Consider the following 18867-nt stretch of genomic DNA (forward strand, 5'->3'; position numbering starts at 1 on the left):
CCCAATTTAGAATGTATCTATTTGGTTAACATATTAAAATTATATACATTTACACTGTTAACAAAAGACACACCTCCCCCCAATATAAAACTCTGAGCCTAACAGGTTCATGAGGCGATTGATGCTACAAACTGACTAAGAGGATTGGTAAATGCCACGATGACTTAACTGAGTTTTTTAGTGGCCGCCAAAATATTGTCAGTAATTAACAGTAATTGTTCCATGAAGAATTCCAACCACACAAAAGCAGAATCGATCAACGCTATACAGCCAACGGCGCTGACGGATGTATTAGATCTCGCCGACATACAGCGATTTCAGGATTTATTTGCAGATGTGCATGGTGTGGCTTCACTCATCACTGATCCAAAAGGACAACCCATTACTCAACCGAGCAATTTCACCAGCTTATGCGCTGACATTATCCGGAAAACAGAAAAGGCTGCGCCAACTGTTTTCAATCTGATGCAATTCTGGGGCGTCATAACCCGGAAGGAGCAGTTGCTCAACCTTGTCTGAGTGCCGGATTGTGGGATGCCGGCGTGTCTATTACCGTAGAGGGTAAGCACATCGCCAATTGGCTGATTGGCCAGGTGCGGAACGAAGAAATGGACGAAGAGCTGTATCTGCAATATGCCGATATAATTGGTGCAGATAAAGCAGCCTTTAAGGCGGCTTTAAAGGAGGTGCCTGTGATGTCGGAGACGCGTTTTCGTAAAATTGCGGACTTGCTGTTTATCCTTGCCAATGAGCTTTCTGAAAAGGCCTTTAGAAATTGGCAATTATAGAATCATGTTGCTGAGATTGAAAAGATAAACGCCTTACTCCTCGAGCGGGAAGAAGATCTTTCAACCACGCTTCATTCCATTGGCGACGGGGTGATTTCAACGGACAAAAACGGTTTGGTGGTGAAAATGAATCCGATAGCTGAAAAGCTTTGCGGATGGACTCTGACAGATGCCAGGGAACGTCCGCTAACGGAAATCTTTCACATTGTTAATGCAGATACGAGGAAGCTGGTTATCAACCCGGTTCATCAGGTGTTGCAAGATGGGAATATTGTAGGACTGGCCAATCATACGGTTTTAATTTCAAAAAATGGAACGGAATATCAGATAGCGGACAGTGCCGCTCCCATCAAAAATAGAAATGGTGAAATCAGCGGTGTGGTCCTGGTCTTTTCAGATGTAACGGAGCAGTATGCTGCCGAGAAACAGATACGGGACAACCAAACGAGGTTCAAAAACCTGCTGGAGCACCTTGAAGCCGGAATTGTTGTGCATGCACCTGACTCCTCTGTGAAATATAGCAACCCAAGAGCCTGTGAAATATTGGGTTTAAGCCCTCATCAAATGAGGGGCAAAACGGGTATTGACCCAACCTGGAAATTTGTAGATGAGTGGGGCCTTCCTTTACCTGTGGAAAAATATCCGGTTAACCAAATCAAGACCACCCAACAACCCATAAAAAATATAATTGGAGGCATTTGTCTTCCAGATAATAATTCTATTATTTGGGTGACCATCAATGGCATTCCTTCTTTCGACCATAAGGGCCAACTGGCGGAGATAATCATCAGTTTTTTTGACATCACCGAGCGCAAGCAAATCAATGAAGAACTGCTGGCGGCCAAATTAAAAGCGGAAGAAAGTGACCAACTAAAATCGGCCTTCCTGGCCAATATGTCGCATGAAATCAGAACGCCCATGAATGGCATTTTGGGTTTTGCAGATTTATTAAAACAGCCCGGTCTTAAAGGTGAGAAACAACAGTCCTATATTCAAATAATTCAGAAAAGTGGCGTACGTATGCTCAATATTATCAATAATATTATTGACATTTCAAAAATCGAATCGGGTTTGATGAAGTTAGATATTAATGAGTCGAATGTTAATAAGCAAATCGAATACATCTACGCCTTTTTTAAGCCCGAAGCGCAGGCGAAGGGACTTCAATTATGGGTTGTAAGCACCTTACCTGCTGCAGAGGTTAACATCCGGACAGATCGTGAAAAGCTATATGCCATTCTTACCAACCTGATAAAAAATGCCTTAAAACATACGCATGAGGGTACCATCGAATTTGGCTATGAATTAAAAACTTGCAATGGAAGCCCGGAGTTGGAGTTTTTTGTGAAGGACACGGGTGTTGGTATTCCCAAAGACAGGCAGGAGGCTATATTTCACCGCTTTGTTCAGGCGGACATTGCTGACAAGATGGCTTATCAGGGCGCAGGTCTGGGCTTGGCTATCTCCAAGGCCTATGTAGAAATGCTGGGTGGAAAAATTTGGGTGCACAGTGAGGAGGCTAAGGGCACCACCTTTTATTTTACCTTACCCTACAATGCGGAAACAGAGTCCGGATCTGTTGTTGAATCATGCGGAAAGTCTGTTATGACATCTGAAAATTCGGAACATCTAAGAAAACTAACCATACTGATTGCCGAGGATGATGTTGTATCGCAAATACTGCTTGAAAAAATGGTTAAATCGCTTGCCAAAACAATTATAAAAACTCAAAATGGGGTGGAAGCCGTGGAAGCTTGCCGGGATCATCCGGATATTGACCTTGTATTGATGGATATCAAGATGCCCCTAATGAACGGTTATGAGGCCACACGCCGAATTCGCCATTTTAACAAAGAGGTGATCATTATTGCACAAACGGCTTACGGACTGACGGGCGACAGAAAGAAATCCATAGAGGCGGGATGCAATGACTATATTTCCAAACCCATTAACGCCGCCCATTTAAGGGCCATGATACAAAAGTATTTCAGAAATTAATGGCTGTCAACCAGCCACCTATCGACCTATCGACCTAAAACCCCTTCCCACCCCTATCCACCCTCTCAACCCCATCAACCCTTCCTACCCTTCCTCCCCTTCCCAACTGAAAACGCACATGCACCCACAGTGGTATGGCTGAAGTATAAATGGTGCCACCGGAAGAGGAATAGAAATCCGCGCCCTTTATCTCATGTCCCCGGTACACAAAGGCCCCGGCCAAGGGCAGTGCCGACTTTAAACCGACTTTCCAGTGGCGGCCCAGGGTCTGGTCAATCGACACAAAATAAAGGGCATCACTGAAGTATTTGTTCTGGAAGGTGGTAACGGGACTTTTGTGCTGAACAACCAGGGCGGCGACGGTGCTTTTGGTGAGGTCTACGATGGCGGAGAGGCTGGCATCATAGCCCCAACCCGACTGGCCGGGCACCCGATATCCGTTGGCCAGCTCATGGCCGCTGTTCTGGTTGTGAAAGACTTTGAAATAGGGACTGAGCGAGATCCGCTTGAATAGATTTAAACCACCTGTCACCTGAAATCCCCACTGCCTTAAATGGCCTGCATTCTGATACTGACTTCCCATAATGCCCTGATTGATAATGGCAACAGGACTGATCACATTTTTACTTTGGCCGTAGAACAACTGAAAACCGACATGGTTGGAGGCGAAGGTGAAGTTGTGGTCGATCTGCAGCTGCGACCGAAGTACGGGGCGCAAAGCGGCGTTGCCGGCCATGGTGGAATAATGGTCCAGGGTGGTGACGTAGGGATTGAGTTGATAGATGTTCGGCCGCTGCAACGATCGCCGGAAGGCGAGCGCTGTCCGGTGTCGCGAATTCACCCTCCACTGCAGAGAAGCGTGGGGAAAGAGTTGGAAGTCTGCACTACCTGCCCTCCCGGCAACCCGGGTGCTCCAATGTTCTCCTCGCAATCCTCCAGAAACTTGAAAAACTCCGGCCTCTCCGCCTATCTGGGCATAACCACTCAGCACTTGCTCACGGTTGTTAAAGGTGTCCGACAGCCGGTCTTCCATCTCTTTACGCTCCCCACTGATGCCGCTTTTGAGGGTCCATTTTTCGAGCAGAACTAGCTGGTAGTCGGTCTTGAAATTAAGTGTTTGCTGTAAGGGCTTTACGGCGACAAGAACCGACGGAACGTCCGATGGCTGCACATAGTCGTAACGGGTCGAATTATCCCCCCTAAGCTGATAGTATGAGGCATCCAACGACAGGTCACCACCGCCCTTAAAGGCATGCTTGTAATATAGGGAATAGAAGGATCGGCTGTTCCGGTCCTCATCGGTTTTGCTGCCTTGCCATTGGATGGGCGCTTGTCCGGCCGTCTGACTTTCCTGTACCACCAAACCGTTGTGCTCGTTGGAAAAGGGGTTGTGGTAAGCGTAAAAACTGAACTGATGTCGGAGATTGGGTGCGAAATCCATACCGTAGTGGAAGCGGTGCGATTGGTAATCTTGTCGGACCGACTGCCGCGAGGAAACTCGGATGCTGCCGTCAGCACCCGGCAGGGTGTGGCGGCTTCTTTCTACAATATCAAATCCACTGATTTCGGCATCGTAAGAAGTATAAAACTGCCACTTTCGAAAACCGGCATTCAGACTGTAATTGGGAAACAAATAGTGCTCGTTGGACGATAATGGCAGCTCGGCATAAACATGTCCACCCACACCCACTTCGGGTGCTTTGAGTAGGATGTTCAGCACGCCATCTGCATCGGCATCCTGGCCGGAACCGGGGTTCATATCCACTTCTATGCGCGCAATTCGACCGGCATTGAGCTGCCGCAGATAAGCCACATCGCGCACAATACCATTGACTTTCACGGTGATGCGCTGACTGCCCTGAATGCTCAGATTTTGCAGGATATCGACCTGCACGCCGGGAATATGCTGAAGCAGGTCGAGCCCGCTGTTGGAGGCGGCTTCCATTCTATTGTTGACGAACCAGGTAGTGGCCTGCCCATTGCTTTTTCCCCGCTGACGCTCGGCCACAATCAGTGCTTCTCCAACTTCTATGGATTGTTGCTGGAGGATGAGGGGACCTGTTTGGAATTCATCCTCGGCGATGAGCTGAATGTCGGTGATGTGGGATTGATACCCGATGAAGCCTGCGGTAAGGAAATAGTCGCCATTGGGCACTTCTTCTATTGCAAATGCGCCATCAGCATTACTGATGGCGCCGGCCACCAGCGTTGAGTCGACCGTTCGCCGCAAAGCAACGGTGGCCGAAGGAAGTGGCTGCTGGTCGGCTCCGTCGATGATGGTTCCGTAGACGCGGGGCTGGGCGAGGGTGGGAAGGCTGATACATACGGTTAATAGTAGAATGAGGAAGAGGCGTAGTGTTGCGTTTTTCATGTTTTCTGTATTTAATGGTTGGTTGTTTGATGGGGGCAAGTACAGAAAACAGGAAGTGGGATGAAAATTTGGGGGACAGACGACCGAAATTTGTGACGAGCGGCCATGGTGGCGCAGGGTCTTGTGATGAATGGCACTATTTTGTGACGGGCGACAAGGTGATGTTACCGGGCCTCGAGGAGACTGCCCGAATTGAATATATTGATTGAAAGGTGTAGCACAGCGGAATCCCGCAAAGCGGGAAAGTGTTGATGGGCGTTTAACGGGCTTCGAAGTCGCGGGCTTTTTGTCGAGATACCGGCACCTCCACATCGGTACCTTGGAGCGACAGTCGGTACCCCGAGGCGTTGCCTTGCTGACGGGCAACTTTTTGCAGGTTGACAATGAAGGCGCGGTGACTGCGGAAGCAGTCGGGATGGCCCGACAACTGCCACTCTACGTTACTGATGGAGTTTCTGATCAGCTTTTTGACCGGGCGCTGGTTTTCGAGCAAGTGAAAGGCCACATAATTGCCCTCTGCTTCGGCATACAAAAAGTCGCCCAACTTAAAGCTCAGATGCTCCTTTTTCAACGAAGAATTAATGTGGACTTCCGGATCCGCCTCCACCCTGTCCGCTGTCGGCTCACCCGTCGCCTCCGCCCTTTGTCCCGGCAATAAATACGGCACATTCTTCAATAGCAAAAATCCGAAGGGCAGCAAACCAATCAGCACAGCCTGCTTCAATGAATCAAGAAAAGTGGACAGATTCCACCGGTCGATAGAGGTATCCTCAATCATAAAACCGGCCAGATAAACGCCGATGCCTAAAAACAGAAGAATATATACAATGGCCATCAACTCCTTAAGGAGGGTCCAACGGGCCGGCTCAGAAAAATAGGGAAGCTTTTTCAGCAAAGAAATGCCACCCCAAATGAGCAGGACAACCACCACCGAATAAAGCGCCATGGTCATCTCAAACCCAAAAGCCTTCGAGGGCTGTGCACCCAAAGGCCGGTAGAGCCACAAAAACAAAAAACAAAAGAGGCCAATAAGCCATCCACCCAAACCCGGCCGCCTAATAATCAAATTAGCCGGAAACCGTGCCTGAAGAATCTCCCTTATTTGTTGCCAAAAACCCAATACCATTTTATCCGTTTAAAGCCCCAATATAAAAAGAATATTCCAACCACAAGGTTGCATTTTAAAATTAAACACCCTAATTTTGTTATCTAAATAGACAACAGCCTGACCCATGCCCACCATAAAAATTATTGACTTCATAAAAAATGACATTTATTCCAGGGAGCATCCGCCACCTCATTTTCATGCATTATTTGCTGAGTCAGAGGAATTAATCGAGATAGAGTCCTTGCAGACGTATATTGGTCAAATTCCAAAACCTCAAAGAAAAAAGGTAGTGGACTGGGCAAGGGATAACCAAGACCATTTATTGGGTATATTTAAACAATTAAATCCACGATGATGAGAAAGAATCTTAAATTACCCAGGATTATTAAAATTGAAAAAGTCGAACATTTCAATGTCCATTGCATGTTCAATAATGGTGAAAGCAGGCTTTTAGACTTTAAAAAAATATTTCACCAATGGAATATTTCTGAAGGGGATATTGAACACAAATTACTCGAATTAAAAGAATTTAAAAAAGTTGAACTAAGGAATAACACGCTCTCCTGGGCAAACATTGGTTATGATATAAAAAATGAATCCGGTCAAATAGAGAAACATCCCTATGAAATTGGTCCCGATGTGCTTTTTCAACTTAGTGAACCAATTGATAGCCAAACATCAAAACCCGGATTTATTATTAAAACAGCCAGATTAAAAGCCGGATTAACTCAAGAACAACTTGCCACGAGAAGCGGGACTACCCGATTCTACATTTCCCGGCTTGAGAATAATAAAACAGATGTTGAAATGTCAACCTTTAGAAAGATTATTGAAGCAGGTTTGGGCAAACAATTAAAACTAATCATCGAATAATAATATCTACCCTATCAACCCCATCTACCCCTATCAACCCCATCTACCCCCATCAACCCTATCAACCCTATCAACCCTATCAACCTATTGATCCCGCTTCGCGGGACCTCAAGCCGCAGGCGCAGTTCCGATTTTTCGGAACCGCTACGCTCCGTCCCGATTCTCGGGATTCCGCTGCGCTCCACCTCCTGACCTAATGACAAAAAACGCCCGCCACCTGAAAGTTAATTTCAGATAACGGGCGTGATGCGCTTTTGGAATTTTGAGCGATCTACAACTTAAGCGCTATATAGAGTTGACCATAAGAGTGCTTGCTATCTCCCAGCAACATATTACTCGCATTACTATCGGCCAGGTTTTGCAGTCCCACATAATAGCGGGCACCGGCCTGCACACCCCCAAAATTAAGTGCCACACCACCGGCCAGTCCATAATCCACGGTATTAAAATGGTCCCGGTCGAGTTCATCCTCACCTTCAATGGAACCAGAATACTCAACATTGCTGTTCAGCATGAATCCGATGTAGGGTCCGGCATATATTTCCAGCACTTCAACAGGTCGCAATACCGCAAATACAGGAATATCTATGTAATTGATATTGAAATTAACGGTCTGGTCGAAAGTCCCGTAATGCGCTTCTGTTCCTTTGGTGGTAAACAGGAATTCCGGTTGAATACCAAAAGTTTCTGCAAACATAACCTGGCTAAAAAAACCGGCATGAAATCCCATACGGGCATTTTCATCATCCAGCTCATCCCTGTCAATATAAAGGTTACTAAGGGTTAATCCTCCTTTTATTCCGCTGGTAATTTCCTGAGCTATGATGCTCGTACCAGATATTACAATTATGGTACAAATGAATAACGCTTTAATTCTCATCTTCATAACATTTCAGTTTAAGTTAAACTTGTAATGATTACAGAAGACAGAGGCAAAGGCTGTGCCACCTTTTATTTAATCCAACTCTAAACAACGACAAACCACTATTAAACAAAGACTTAACCCAAACCCTAAAAAGTTTTAATGTTTAAATAGTCCACTTTACAACTGTAGAGTCCCATGTAGAATCACACCCCAATTCCCCACCTGATTTCCCCAATCTCATTAAAACTTCAGGTCATCCATCACAAAAAAAAACCTGACTTTATGGAATGAACTATATAAAACACCCCTTTCACCCCATCTACCCCATCAACCCTATCTACCCATTGACCTAATAACCTATCGACCTATTGATCCCGCCTTGCGGGACTTCGCTTCGCTGCGCCTATTGATCCCGCCTTGCGGGTACCGATTCTCGGTATTCCACTGCGTTTCAACTCCCTGCTTCGCTGCGCCTATCGACCTACCTAATAAAGAAAGCCCAAAAGCCATAATGGAATCCGATTCCCAAAACCAACTTCTATCTCATCGGAAGCTATATAAGCCGCTTCAATACCAGTCACTTGTTTATTGGTTTTATTTTTGCCACCCACTTCAACAGTGTATCTGTCATCCACCATAAAATCACCCTTTTGCGGGTAGCTAACCCTGTGAGCATAACCTACCTGATTGTAAAAAAATGTTTCACGCAAAGTACCGGTCTGGGTATTTTTCAAATCGATAGCGAACATCAAATTGGTATTATTGAGATAAATTTTTAAGGGTTTATTCAGTATTTTATTTCCAACGACCTTTGCCCCCAAAGTATTTATCAAATCGGCCTTTTCCAAAAGATTAAGGTATTTTATCAAAGTTCGCTGGTCAGCTATATACAACTCTGAAGCGAGGTTCGACAAATGAGGCGTATAAGGCACTGTGGTAGCTACCGCAGCCAGTAGTTGTTTGATTTTATGAAGCGACTCATTTGATACATCACTAACCGATGGAATATCAGAATCAATTACAACACCAATCACCTCAGATATTCGTGGATAATAATTTTCCATGCTTTCCATAAAGAAAGGATAATAACCAGTTTTGAGGTATTGGTTAAAAACGGGTAATATTTTTATTTTATCGCTTACCAGCCTACTCAATTTCTGATGATCGGTGATAATTTGATCCAATGAAAATGAAGGTATATCAATTTGGTGGTAAAGCTGAAGGTATTCCCGCAGAGAGAGCCCCTGCAAGGAATAACTCACCTTACGACGACTCAAATCGCCTTGCCCCTGATGCATTTCAAGAATGGAAGATCCGGAATAAACCATCTTCAGAGATGGAAATGCATCATAAATGTTTTTTATTTCCCGGGACCAATCATTTTGTTTGTGTTTAGAAGGATATTTATGGACTTCATCGACAAAAAGGTACTCCCCGCCGTATTTATAGAATGTATCTGCCGTATCAAACAGACTATTTTTATAAAAATAGGGTATATCGGCAGAGATATAGAGCACCTTCTTTCCGCTTTCACTAATTTGCTTAGCCTTCTGCAACATCATGGTAGTTTTACCAGTACCACGTGCCCCTCTTATTTCAGTCAATCGCAAATTGGCATCCATCCTGGAATAAAGTCCCCTGTAAAATTTGGTATTTACGGTGTTGACCAATCGCTCACTAATCTCAAATAATTGTTGCATAACTTTTTTCTGCAAGTTAGGATAAATTGTAATCCATTACAAAAAAAAGCCTAATTTTATGGAATGGATTACATAAAACACCCCATCCACCCTATCAACCCCATCTACCCCATCTACCCATTGCCCCTCTCAACCCTATCAACCCCATCAACCCTCTCAACCTATCGATCCCGCCTTGCGGGTGCCGATTCTCGGTATTCCACTGCGTTTCAACTCCCTGCTTCGCTGCGTCCCGATTCTCGGGATTCCGCTGCGCTACTCCTCCCAACCTACCCCATCCTCCCCTCCCCCAACCGCTTCAAATAAGCCTTCCACAATCCCTTCCCACCATTTACACCGTAGTAGTGCGCCATATATTCACGGGAAGGAAACAATTGATAAAAAGCACCCTTCACTTTATTGTTGATGCCTGGTGTCCGCCAGAGATTCTTAAGTACGATCCAGCGGTGGCGGACTTCAGCGTCCTGTTGTTCCAGAAAGTCCTTGATTTCAGGAAAATCGGTGAACGACGACTCCCATTTTTCTAACTGTTGCCGTTTTTCCACCCGCATCAAGCGGGTGGCCCATCCCACGGTTATCAGCAATTCCTTGTTAAATCCGGGGTTGATTTTCAAGAGCGCCTCCATCAAAACCGCTACGTCCCCGGCCTTCTCAAAAACCATGGCGATATCCACCAGCCAGCCCAATCGCACGCCGCCCATCATATACCCGTAGTAAAGATGAGAGGCCAGATGATAGACCATTAAAGAATAATCGAGTACCGGGAAGTTGCCAAATGCGGTGGAGCGATGCACCACCGACTGCTCCCATGCCATTTGTGCGGGCTGCAGGCGACTGCCGGTGGCATATAGCTTGGAGTGAATTTCAATCAGATATTTGTGTGGCGGGAGACGCATGGCACGGATATGCGCGTTGTGCTGTTCGTGCCACTCACTCATGGGTATGTGGACGGACTGGCAACCGGCAGACAACAGCACATCGCGTGCTTTGAGCACGAGATGCTCCGGCACCAGAATATCCAAATCGCCCATCGGTCGCAGGGCCTCTTCCGGATAGACCGTAAAAGCCATAGCCATGCCTTTCAATAAAGCTACCGGTATGTCATGGCTAGCAAGAATTTTTTCTATTTCCCGAAAGAGCTTGAGTTTTTGCTGATTATCAATCAAAACAGCTAAATAGCGCTGTTTTAGGCGGGCCATTAGTTCGGGGTGTGCCGACTTGTTTTCAGGATTTTGCAGCAAGCGGTAAAAACACCACGAGGCCACACCGCTGCGCTCAGCCTGGTTTACAAAAGCATGGATGGTTTCCTGATCCGACCAGTCGATCTCCAAATCAACGGGCCGGATCAACTCCAGACTCATCAGTTGCAGAAGGGACTCAAATATTTTTTCTTTTGAGGGCATCATTTCTTTTTTAAGGGGCAACCTTCAATTTTGCTATAAAAGTAAGGGTTCTGAGCCAAATTGACTACTCCGTACCGGATGGATGAATGGATTCTGGAAATATTCAATCAAGCGTATTGTCTATCAATATAGACTAATCGATAAACATTTAAAATCATGAAAAACACACGGTCATCATACAGGAATACATGATAATATTGACATTTTAAACATGGTAGACAATCAATTACAGCTCTTGTAATCCGTCATGTTTTGGATTAAACCAGCAAACAAATTGTGTTTTTGTGCAATCTTTTTTTAAATTAAATGAACATAAACTCAAACAAGATGTTTTTCTACCATCGTTCACTAAAACTTTTTATCATGAAAAATCTTTCCAACACAATCGGATCCATGGCATTGAAAGGCAAGGCATGGATATTTTCCATTATGCTGATGTCTACCCAACTGGTTTCAGCCCAAACCGTGGTAGATGTTATTGTTAACAGTCCCGACCATACAACACTTGAGGCGGCAGTCATAGCCGCTGAACTGGACGGTACATTATCAGGTACCGGTCCCTTTACGGTTTTTGCTCCTACCGACGCTGCCTTTGATGCACTCCCCGCTGGATCTGTGGAGGCGCTGTTGGCCAACATACCCGCTCTGACAGAAATCCTAACCTATCATGTGGTGGGTTCACAGGCCTTATCAACCGACTTGTCGGATGGCATGGAAATCACCACCCTTAACGGTAAAGATGTAACAGTCACCATTGATGAGTCGGGCGTGAAAATCAACGGCGTGTCCATGGTCATTACAGCCGATCTTATGGCCGACAATGGCGTGGTACATGTGATTGATGCAGTGCTTTTACCAGATGAGAGTACAAGCATCAGAGAAGACTTCAGGAATGCGGCAGCCAGTTTATCCATATACCCAAATCCTGCGTCCAGCGAAGTCCATTTCACCTTCTCATTGCCGTCCACTCAAGCAGTCAGCGTAGAAATCTATAACACGTTTGGACAATTGATTAAAACAGTAAATTATGGTGCATTGCAAGTTGGAAGCAACAGCATCAGCCAAAACGTATCTGATTTAAGCAGTGGCATTTACATGATTATTGTGACTACAGGAAGCGATAAAACCGTCTCCAAACTTCAAATCAGGAAGTAAGAGATGAGATCATCAAAAAAGACACCAGTGTTGGTTGAATGATGAATTGAAGATGGTGTTTTTGGCCGCAAAGTCGGGGTTAATGTAGAGATTTCCCCTTCTTTGCGGCATTTTTTTATCTGTCATAAAAGCTTTCCTTCCCTCATTATGTTTTGATAAAATGGGGTAAACTTATATTTTGAATTCCACTCCTTTTCACTATAAACCGTTGGGCTTATAATTTCTCCAGTATCAAATTCCAAATCATACAACGGATAAGTAATGAACCGTTCTTCTTCTGATGTAACCTTATCCCTCTTGAGAAGAATTAATAAATCCCAATCAGAATCCCCTTGTGCAGTGCCACGAGACCGTGATCCATACAAATAGATCTCAGCCGAAGGCGCTCTCTCTTTGACAATCCTCTTTATCTGATTTATTATCTCAATCTCAGTAGCTTTCATTCGAAATTGATTTATCTGTTTCGTACATCAAATATAATCAAAAAGTGCTTGATATTTAAAAATTAACCTGCTTTCAAAATTTTGAATTCTATAATATTGAATTCCAAGCATCACTTATTTTTCAAATATGCCATCCCATTCTGCCCCCAACCGATAAACAAAGCACCCATTAATCTGTTATATCATTCAAGCACAACCTTAAACAACATATCTTATAACGCATCTGGTACTAAATTTGAAGTATCACAATATCTAAAAATGAAACCTATGAGAAATCGATTAATTGGAGGACTATTCACCCTGATGATGGTGATAACCGGCTTAAACATGCAGGCACAAAGCGCTTTTCACGACTTTAAAGTAAAGACGCTTGACGGAGCGGAGTTTGATTTTGCCACACTCAAGGGCAAAAAGGTCATGGTGGTCAATACAGCCAGTAAATGCGGACTGACCGGTCAGTACGAGCAATTGCAGGACTTATATGAAGAATATGGTGGCGAAGACTTTGTCATCATTGGCTTTCCGGCCAATAACTTCATGAATCAGGAGCCGGGCACAGCTGAAGAAATTCAAGAGTTTTGCCAACTGAATTATGGCGTTACCTTCCCCATGATGGACAAAATATCGGTCAAGGGTGACGACCAGCACAACTTGTACAAATGGCTGACCCAAAAAGACTTGAATGGAGTCATAGACAGTGAAGTGCAATGGAACTTTCAGAAATACCTCATTGATGAAGAAGGTCAGCTGGTGAAAGTGATCGCCCCCAGAACTTTGCCTACCGACGAGGAGGTTATTGCCTGGTTGTAGTAGGATGGGTAGGATGGGTTGATGGGGTTGATGGGGTTGATGGGGTTGATGGGGTACAAAGGGTTGATGATTGCCCTACTTACCCTATCTACCCTTCCAACCGTCTTTTTAACCCTATCTACCTTACCAACCTTTTTCATACCCTACCAACCCTTTCCTACCCTATCTACCCTTTTCTTACCCTACCAACCGTCTTTTTAACCCTATCTACCCTACCAACCTTTTTCATACCCTACCAACCCTTTCCTACCCTATCTACCCTTTCCTACCCTTCATCAACTCAACATCGATATCAACACCCCGGCTGCTACAGCAGAACCGATGACGCCCGAAATATTGGAGGCCATGCAATACTGCAGCACGTGGTTGCTGCTGTCGTGCTTAAGGGCCAGTTCGTTGGCCACGCGGGAAGCCATGGGTACTGCACTTAGTCCCGTAGCCCCAATGAGGGGATTGATTTTCTTTTTATTGAAAAGGTTATAAAATTTCACGGCCAGGATGCCGCCGCCGATGGAGATGGCGAAGGCGAGGAATCCACCCACAATAATACCAATGGTGCGGGTATCCAGAAACACATCATGTGTCATGGTACCACCTACGGCCAATCCCAGAAAAATGGTGGCGGTATTCATGATGGGGCCTGTGGCCGCATCGGCCAATCGACTGGTCAGCGTACCCAGTTCTTTGATCAGGTTGCCAAAGAGCAACATGCCCAGCAAGGGCACGGATGAGGGGACAAACAGGGCTACAATGACGCCCAAAACAATGGGAAACAGAATTTTGACCAGTTTGATGTTTTTGATTTGATAGCCGGAAGGGTATAGCTTATCCTGCTGCTTCATGTTTATTTTGAACTCCTTTTTAGTCATTAAGGCATTGGCCACCAAGGGCACAATAACAGGCACCAGGGCCATGTAGGAGTAGGCCGCAATGGCAATGGGGCCCAGTAAGTGGGGCGCCAGCAAAATGGTGGTGTATATGGCGGTGGGACCGTCGGCACCACCAATTATTCCCAGGGCACCGGCTTCCTGTAAGGTAAAGCCCATGGCCAAAGCACCGAACAGTACTGAAAAAATACCAATTTGGGCAGCTGCACCAAAAAAGGCCAGTCGCAGGTTACGCAGCATGGGACCAAAATCGGTCAACGCACCTACCCCCATAAAAATAATCGGTGGCAAAAACCCGGTTTTAATGAGAGCATAATAAAGGTAGTTCATGATGCCGTATTGGCTGCCAATCTCAAACAGATTGAGGTAGCGACCATCTTCCAGCTCCACCATTTCTGCAGGCACCACGCCCATACCCCCACCCGGCAGATTGGCCAGAATGACCCCAAAGGCGATGGGGACCAAAAGCAGGGGCTCGTATTTTTTAGCGATGCCCAGGTAAAGCAGAACAAAGCCCACCAGCAACATTAATAGCACCCCCGGTTGCGCAACAATGGCACCAAAGGCGGTCATGTTATACAATTCACGTAGTATGTCCATATTTGAACAATGATTTTATTTACAATCCGTTATTTTATCCCAGTATGACCAACACGTCATCTTCATCCACATCGGCACCATTGGTAATGGCAATTTTTTGAATGGTGCCCGACTGGTCAAACTTCACGGCATTGTAAGTCTTCATGGCTTCCACATAGCCCACCAAATCTCCGGCCTTGACTTTATCGCCCACCTGAATGGCCTTATCGCCACTGTCTTTGGTGAAATAAAATTTTCCCTCGAGGGGTGAAATCACCGGTTCGCCGGAACCGGAGCCATTGGAGGACGCCGGCGCTTGCGGGGCCTGATTGGCGGAGGCTGGGGCCGTTGGCGATGGGTCATTCTCATCATAGGAGACCGACACCACGAATTTTTCACCATTGACATCGATGTTCATGGTAGAAGGTGTTGCGCCAAGCGGCGCAACGGCGGCTTTCTTATCAGTAGGCGCGCGCTCCCCGGAAGCTTCATTTTCTTTGATCTCCGCAATCTCTGCTTTGAAATCGGCTTTGGCCTGGCCTGATTTGTAATCGCGGTATTGAGCGGGATGCATGGCCAGTTCCATCAATTCTTCATCGTCCTCGCCATATGCCCATCCCTTCTCATCCATCTCTTTGCGAAAGGTATCGAGTTCATCCGGGTAAAGATCCTGTGGATGACCGGTGAAAAATTCATGCCCTTCTTTTTTGGCCAGTGCCAGTATCTCGTCGCCCACTTTTCCGGGCAACTGACCGCTTTTACCCAGTACCATGTCCCATATATTATCGGCAATCATGCTCCAGCGTTCGCCGCCCTTCTCCACCTGTAACACATTCATCAGAGCCACGTTTTTAACGTACTGACTAAAAGGGGTGACCAATGGCGGATAGCCCAGTTTGGGCCAGGCATATTCTACTTCATCGAATAATTTTATCAGCAAATCATCTTCCGTCAACTCGGGCTCATTGTGCTTCCTTTTCCACTTATTGAGGCTGGATAAGTTATTGGTGAGATCGGCCATCAAACTCCCCATCATCCACCGGGGAGGCCGGGACCAATCAAGAGGGAGTTCATCATGCGGTTTTTGGGATTGATGAAATAGCCCAGAAAATCATCCATGAATTCCTGGGTGAGACTGCGCACTTTCATGTAGGCCTTCATATTGATATCGGGCACATCATAACCGGCATCTTTAAGCATGGCATGAACGGTGAGCAGGTCTGCATGCCCGGTACCCCAGGATAAAGGCTCCATAGCCACATCGATGTAATCGACGCCTGCGCGACAGGCTTCGAGAATGGTGGCTACCTGAAAACCGGGTCCGGCATGCCCATGATAGGTCATGGGAATGGACTGATGCTTGTCACGTATCCTTTTGGCAATTTTACCCAGCCATACGGGCCGGGCAATACCGGCCATATCTTTCAGACAAATCTCATCGGCTCCGGCCTCAATCACTTGATCTGCCAGATCCACATAATAATCAATGGTATGCACTTCCGAATAAGAAAGACTCAGAGCTGCCTGGGCGATCATGCCGCCTTCTTTGGCATATTTGATGGAATCGATGATGTTGCGGGGATCGTTCAAACCACAAAAAGACCGGGCAATGTCGGTGCCTTGTTTCTTCTTGACCTTAAACATGAGTTTACGCACATCGGCCGGGACTGGCGACATGCGAATGCCATTGAGGGCACGCTCAAGCATGTGCGTCTGAATACCGGCCTCATTGAATGGTTTGGTCCAGGCCCGGACGGCTTTGTTGGGATTTTCTCCAAACAAGAGGTTGATTTGTTCAAAGCCCCCACCATTGGTCTCCACACGTGAAAAGCACCCCATATCAACGATGTGAGGCGCTACCCGCTCTAACTGGTCCAGTCGTGGCACATACTTACCCGATGATTGCCACATATCCCTGTACAACAGGGAGAATTTTATTTTTCTTCCCATGATTCTTTAAAATTTACTTTCTCTCAACTTTAGTGATGCGACCCTTTCCCCGGGTCACCATATTGACAGCTGCTGTGATAGCAGCCATGCGGGAATTGCCAAACGAACGGACGGTTGCAGCTTTCTCAATCTCCGATTCGGGGAAATACCGGTTGACAAACGCAATAATGGCATTGCCAATGAGTACAACTACCAATAGAATGATAAAAACGGTAACCATCCCAACTCCCAATAAGGTCCATGCTTCCTGCATATATTCATTCATAATTGAAATATTGCTTACATATTATAACTAATTGATGTGTTTTAACGGCAGTACAATTACAATAATAGTAAAAATAGTGCATATTTACAACAATTTAACACTGATATTCCTTGCCTCCCTTCATTTTATATATCTAACACATTGATATGAAACACGATTGCCGAATTAAAGATTTTTTTACGTATTAATAGCAGATGACGACGATTTAAAGGAGATTGTTAATCGTTTGAAAATAAAGAGCATGACAAACCATTCAACGACGAGAGGTGAAAAGCGAAGCAGTGAGTGGACATTTAGCAGAATACCACGTTAAAGTATGGAATAGCAGATACGGTAACGGCCCAACAGGAAAATGCTTAAATGGGGAAGTAAAGAAATTTTTGGCTAATAGACTTTTTCGGTGAGCAAAAATGAATAAAGGCAGGCGCCGAAACACACTGCCTTTATGTCATCCAAAACCAAAACTTATTGTGTACAAAACAACTTAAAATGCAGTTTTAAAACTGCATTTTTGAATTATATGTTCAAAAATACAAATCCTCAGGATTATTTCCAAATGTTTTGGTAAAAAAAACCGGAAGAGCAGTCAGCCAAAAGACCATTGTGTCTGTCGTACTTTGGTCACTCTGAGAATTTGCAGCCTTAGGTTAAAATCACCGCAACCGAATCTGTTAAAAAAGAATTAAAATATGTACTTTTATGCTTGTGTGAACGTACTATTGCCAATTGAAAATTATGGAAAAACCAGCTGCATCGAATTGGACTTTAAAAGATGGTAAAATTTCTGATTCTGAACTCCCCCTTTTTGACCCGCTTACTTACAAACAAATTTACGATGTTTTCAGAGTTGAGAACGGACATCCCATTTTCTTGCAGGACCACCTGGAAAGGTTTTTCAATGGCCTTCAGCAATCACAAATTGTTGTTCCATTCTCTTTGGAAGAATTAAGGAATAAACTCCTTCAATTGATTAAGGAGTCACATGCGCTGAATGGCAACATCAAAGTGGAGGTAATTTTTGATCCGGACAAGAAGCAGATGCAAAGTTGGCGTGCGGCTTTCATCCCAACGAATTACCCTGAACCACTCATGTATGAAGAGGGGGTGGATTGCAGTTTACTGGAGATGACACGAGAGAATCCGGAGGTTAAAATGGCCAACCCGCCATTGCGACAGGAAAGCGACCGGCTACGAAAAACCCAATCGGTATACGAAACCCTGCTTCATTCGAACGGTATAATTACGGAGGGCAGCAGGACCAATGTGTTTTTTATTCGTAAAAATGAGTTATGGACGGCACCCGATCATTTGGTGTTACCGGGAACCATTCGTAAAAAAGTCTTAGATATTGCTCAAAGCATCAGTATTCCCATATACCAATATCCGGTTGAGGTAAAGGAACTGCCCAAAATGGATGGGGCCTTTATAACCGGGACCTCACCACGGGTACTGCCCATCCGCTCGATTGGTCACACGACTTTCAAAATTCCTCACCCGTTGACAAATCTCATTATGGGCAAGATGGAGGAGGTGATTAGGTTGATAGGTGATTAGGTCAAGAGGGTTGGAAGGGTTGATAGGGTTGATAGGGGCAATGGGTCGATAGGTCAAGAGGCGTAGCGCAGCGGAGTCCCGCGAAGCGGGATCGATAGGGTTGGAAGGGTTGATAGGG

The 18867-nt window shown here is 45.4% G+C and carries 17 protein-coding genes and 1 pseudogene; 8 read left to right on the forward strand and 10 right to left on the reverse strand.

Going from position 1 to position 18867, the window contains the following annotated elements; translation table 11 throughout:
- Positions 1 to 222: 222 nt before the first annotated feature.
- Together JCM15548_RS21795 and JCM15548_RS18070 are read left to right on the forward strand one after the other, a co-directional pair.
- Positions 223 to 788 (forward strand): annotated as a pseudogene (locus tag JCM15548_RS21795) (PocR ligand-binding domain-containing protein).
- 24 nt (positions 789 to 812) lie between these two features.
- Positions 813 to 2786, forward strand: a complete 1974-nt coding sequence (locus JCM15548_RS18070; RefSeq protein WP_227626013.1) for a PAS domain-containing hybrid sensor histidine kinase/response regulator — start codon at positions 813 to 815, stop codon at positions 2784 to 2786.
- A gap of 34 nt (positions 2787 to 2820) precedes the next feature.
- Here the strand turns inward: JCM15548_RS18070 and JCM15548_RS18075 are convergent, their stop codons facing one another.
- Positions 2821 to 5157 (reverse strand): outer membrane beta-barrel family protein, encoded by a 2337-nt coding sequence (locus JCM15548_RS18075; RefSeq protein ID WP_062128261.1) that lies wholly within the window; start codon positions 5155 to 5157, stop codon positions 2821 to 2823.
- A 29-nt stretch (positions 5158 to 5186) separates the two neighbouring features.
- On the opposite strand from JCM15548_RS18075, the gene JCM15548_RS22010 reads away from it, so the two are divergent.
- Entirely contained in the window at positions 5187 to 5366 is a 180-nt protein-coding gene (locus JCM15548_RS22010; protein WP_062128263.1) for a hypothetical protein, read from the forward strand.
- 50 nt (positions 5367 to 5416) lie between these two features.
- Here JCM15548_RS22010 and JCM15548_RS18085 read toward each other — a convergent pair whose 3' ends face one another.
- A complete protein-coding gene (locus JCM15548_RS18085) occupies positions 5417 to 6283 on the reverse strand; it encodes a LytTR family DNA-binding domain-containing protein (protein WP_062128265.1) in 867 nt (288 codons plus the stop codon).
- A 106-nt stretch (positions 6284 to 6389) separates the two neighbouring features.
- Between JCM15548_RS18085 and JCM15548_RS26460 the strand changes: the two genes are divergently transcribed.
- Both JCM15548_RS26460 and JCM15548_RS18095 read left to right on the forward strand, forming a co-directional pair.
- Entirely contained in the window at positions 6390 to 6620 is a 231-nt protein-coding gene (locus tag JCM15548_RS26460; RefSeq protein ID WP_062128267.1) for a DUF4160 domain-containing protein, read from the forward strand.
- Entirely contained in the window at positions 6617 to 7138 is a 522-nt protein-coding gene (locus tag JCM15548_RS18095; RefSeq protein WP_062128270.1) for a helix-turn-helix domain-containing protein, read from the forward strand. Before JCM15548_RS26460 ends, JCM15548_RS18095 begins: the two co-directional genes overlap by 4 nt.
- Positions 7139 to 7409: 271 nt before the next feature.
- On the opposite strand, the gene JCM15548_RS18100 is transcribed toward JCM15548_RS18095, so the two are convergent.
- The 3 genes from JCM15548_RS18100 to JCM15548_RS18110 form a co-directional block, all read right to left on the reverse strand.
- Positions 7410 to 8024 (reverse strand): porin family protein, encoded by a 615-nt coding sequence (locus tag JCM15548_RS18100; RefSeq protein ID WP_062128272.1) that lies wholly within the window; start codon positions 8022 to 8024, stop codon positions 7410 to 7412.
- Between the two features lie 464 nt (positions 8025 to 8488).
- A complete protein-coding gene (locus JCM15548_RS18105; RefSeq protein WP_062128275.1) occupies positions 8489 to 9703 on the reverse strand; it encodes an AAA family ATPase in 1215 nt (404 codons plus the stop codon).
- Positions 9704 to 9972: 269 nt separating this feature from the next.
- On the reverse strand, positions 9973 to 11109 hold the full coding sequence (locus tag JCM15548_RS18110; RefSeq protein WP_083985240.1) for a nucleotidyltransferase family protein: 1137 nt from the start codon (positions 11107 to 11109) through the stop codon (positions 9973 to 9975).
- A gap of 360 nt (positions 11110 to 11469) precedes the next feature.
- Between JCM15548_RS18110 and JCM15548_RS22015 the strand changes: the two genes are divergently transcribed.
- Positions 11470 to 12261 (forward strand): fasciclin domain-containing protein, encoded by a 792-nt coding sequence (locus JCM15548_RS22015; protein WP_162198277.1) that lies wholly within the window; start codon positions 11470 to 11472, stop codon positions 12259 to 12261.
- Between the two features lie 122 nt (positions 12262 to 12383).
- Here JCM15548_RS22015 and JCM15548_RS18120 read toward each other — a convergent pair whose 3' ends face one another.
- On the reverse strand, positions 12384 to 12704 hold the full coding sequence (locus tag JCM15548_RS18120; RefSeq protein WP_062128278.1) for a nucleotidyltransferase domain-containing protein: 321 nt from the start codon (positions 12702 to 12704) through the stop codon (positions 12384 to 12386).
- Between the two features lie 267 nt (positions 12705 to 12971).
- On the opposite strand from JCM15548_RS18120, the gene JCM15548_RS18125 reads away from it, so the two are divergent.
- A complete protein-coding gene (locus JCM15548_RS18125; RefSeq protein WP_062128280.1) occupies positions 12972 to 13514 on the forward strand; it encodes a glutathione peroxidase in 543 nt (180 codons plus the stop codon).
- 275 nt (positions 13515 to 13789) lie between these two features.
- Here JCM15548_RS18125 and JCM15548_RS18130 read toward each other — a convergent pair whose 3' ends face one another.
- Genes JCM15548_RS18130 through JCM15548_RS18140 form a run of 4 tightly spaced genes read right to left on the reverse strand, consistent with a single transcriptional unit; the run spans position 13790 to position 17195 of the window.
- Positions 13790 to 15001 carry a sodium ion-translocating decarboxylase subunit beta gene (locus tag JCM15548_RS18130; protein ID WP_062128282.1) on the reverse strand — a complete coding sequence of 404 codons (1212 nt, stop codon included), beginning with the start codon at positions 14999 to 15001 and terminating at the stop codon, positions 13790 to 13792.
- 34 nt (positions 15002 to 15035) lie between these two features.
- Entirely contained in the window at positions 15036 to 16001 is a 966-nt protein-coding gene (locus JCM15548_RS24680; protein ID WP_227626011.1) for a biotin/lipoyl-containing protein, read from the reverse strand.
- 11 nt (positions 16002 to 16012) lie between these two features.
- On the reverse strand, positions 16013 to 16930 hold the full coding sequence (locus JCM15548_RS24685; RefSeq protein ID WP_227626012.1) for a hydroxymethylglutaryl-CoA lyase-like TIM-barrel protein: 918 nt from the start codon (positions 16928 to 16930) through the stop codon (positions 16013 to 16015).
- Positions 16931 to 16943: 13 nt separating this feature from the next.
- A complete protein-coding gene (locus tag JCM15548_RS18140) occupies positions 16944 to 17195 on the reverse strand; it encodes an OadG family protein (protein WP_083985241.1) in 252 nt (83 codons plus the stop codon).
- 735 nt (positions 17196 to 17930) lie between these two features.
- Between JCM15548_RS18140 and JCM15548_RS18145 the strand changes: the two genes are divergently transcribed.
- Positions 17931 to 18749, forward strand: a complete 819-nt coding sequence (locus JCM15548_RS18145) for an aminotransferase class IV (RefSeq protein ID WP_062128284.1) — start codon at positions 17931 to 17933, stop codon at positions 18747 to 18749.
- Positions 18750 to 18867 lie beyond the last annotated feature (118 nt).

Source organism: Geofilum rubicundum JCM 15548 (assembly GCF_000974365.1).
Lineage (GTDB): Bacteria > Bacteroidota > Bacteroidia > Bacteroidales > Marinilabiliaceae > Geofilum > Geofilum rubicundum.

Coding starts and splice junctions, on each gene's coding strand:
- JCM15548_RS24685 (WP_227626012.1), bottom strand. CDS start 16,930: ATGGGAAGAAAAATAAAATTCTCCCTGTTGTACAGGGATATGTGGCAA.
- JCM15548_RS18145 (WP_062128284.1), top strand. CDS start 17,931: ATGGAAAAACCAGCTGCATCGAATTGGACTTTAAAAGATGGTAAAATT.
- JCM15548_RS18100 (WP_062128272.1), bottom strand. CDS start 8,024: ATGAAGATGAGAATTAAAGCGTTATTCATTTGTACCATAATTGTAATA.
- JCM15548_RS18125 (WP_062128280.1), top strand. CDS start 12,972: ATGAGAAATCGATTAATTGGAGGACTATTCACCCTGATGATGGTGATA.
- JCM15548_RS18105 (WP_062128275.1), bottom strand. CDS start 9,703: ATGCAACAATTATTTGAGATTAGTGAGCGATTGGTCAACACCGTAAAT.
- JCM15548_RS24680 (WP_227626011.1), bottom strand. CDS start 16,001: ATGGCCGATCTCACCAATAACTTATCCAGCCTCAATAAGTGGAAAAGG.
- JCM15548_RS18075 (WP_062128261.1), bottom strand. CDS start 5,157: ATGAAAAACGCAACACTACGCCTCTTCCTCATTCTACTATTAACCGTA.
- JCM15548_RS26460 (WP_062128267.1), top strand. CDS start 6,390: ATGCCCACCATAAAAATTATTGACTTCATAAAAAATGACATTTATTCC.
- JCM15548_RS18120 (WP_062128278.1), bottom strand. CDS start 12,704: ATGAAAGCTACTGAGATTGAGATAATAAATCAGATAAAGAGGATTGTC.
- JCM15548_RS18110 (WP_083985240.1), bottom strand. CDS start 11,109: ATGATGCCCTCAAAAGAAAAAATATTTGAGTCCCTTCTGCAACTGATG.
- JCM15548_RS18130 (WP_062128282.1), bottom strand. CDS start 15,001: ATGGACATACTACGTGAATTGTATAACATGACCGCCTTTGGTGCCATT.
- JCM15548_RS18085 (WP_062128265.1), bottom strand. CDS start 6,283: ATGGTATTGGGTTTTTGGCAACAAATAAGGGAGATTCTTCAGGCACGG.
- JCM15548_RS18140 (WP_083985241.1), bottom strand. CDS start 17,195: ATGAATGAATATATGCAGGAAGCATGGACCTTATTGGGAGTTGGGATG.
- JCM15548_RS22010 (WP_062128263.1), top strand. CDS start 5,187: ATGGGGGCAAGTACAGAAAACAGGAAGTGGGATGAAAATTTGGGGGAC.
- JCM15548_RS22015 (WP_162198277.1), top strand. CDS start 11,470: ATGAAAAATCTTTCCAACACAATCGGATCCATGGCATTGAAAGGCAAG.
- JCM15548_RS18095 (WP_062128270.1), top strand. CDS start 6,617: ATGATGAGAAAGAATCTTAAATTACCCAGGATTATTAAAATTGAAAAA.